Origin of the sequence: Clostridium arbusti SL206, from assembly GCF_000246895.1 — a bacterium.
In the GTDB taxonomy this organism is placed as follows: Bacteria; Bacillota; Clostridia; order Clostridiales; family Clostridiaceae; genus Clostridium_I; species Clostridium_I arbusti.
The window spans coordinates 1-338 of record NZ_BAEV01000219.1 but is presented as its reverse complement, the minus strand read 5'-3'; the positions used below and the strand labels follow the sequence as shown (position 1 = coordinate 338).

At 27.8% G+C, this 338-nt stretch carries 1 protein-coding gene; it reads right to left on the bottom strand.

Annotated features, from left to right (window positions below; genetic code table 11):
- Positions 1-63: 63 nt before the first annotated feature.
- The gene (locus RH99_RS18115) at positions 64-261 is read right to left on the bottom strand and encodes an alpha/beta-type small acid-soluble spore protein (protein WP_010241930.1); all 198 of its coding nucleotides are present in this window, start codon (positions 259-261) and stop codon (positions 64-66) included.
- Between the last annotated feature and the right edge of the window lie 77 nt (positions 262-338).

Sequence of the window (338 nt, the reverse complement as noted above, 5' to 3'; positions counted from 1 at the left end):
TTTCTACTACTTGACATAATTAACATCTCCTCTTTTATATTATAATTTATTATTGTAATTCAATTATTTTAAACGGTTTTCGTAATCTTCAACCATTTTTTTAACCATTTGTCCGCCAACAGAACCATTCTGTCTTGAAGTAAGATCTCCGTTATAACCATTAGTTAAAGGAGTACCAACTTCATTAGCAGCTTCCATTTTGAACTTGTTTAAAGCTTCTTTTGCTTCAGGAACTAAAACTCTATTTCTACTACTTGACATAATTAACATCTCCTCTTTTGTATTATGATATATTATTGTAATTCAATTATTTAAACGATTTCTATAATCTTCAACCA

Excerpts from the sequence above, each read along its gene's own strand:
- RH99_RS18115 (WP_010241930.1), bottom strand. The coding sequence starts at position 261 with ATGTCAAGTAGTAGAAATAGAGTTTTAGTTCCTGAAGCAAAAGAAGCT.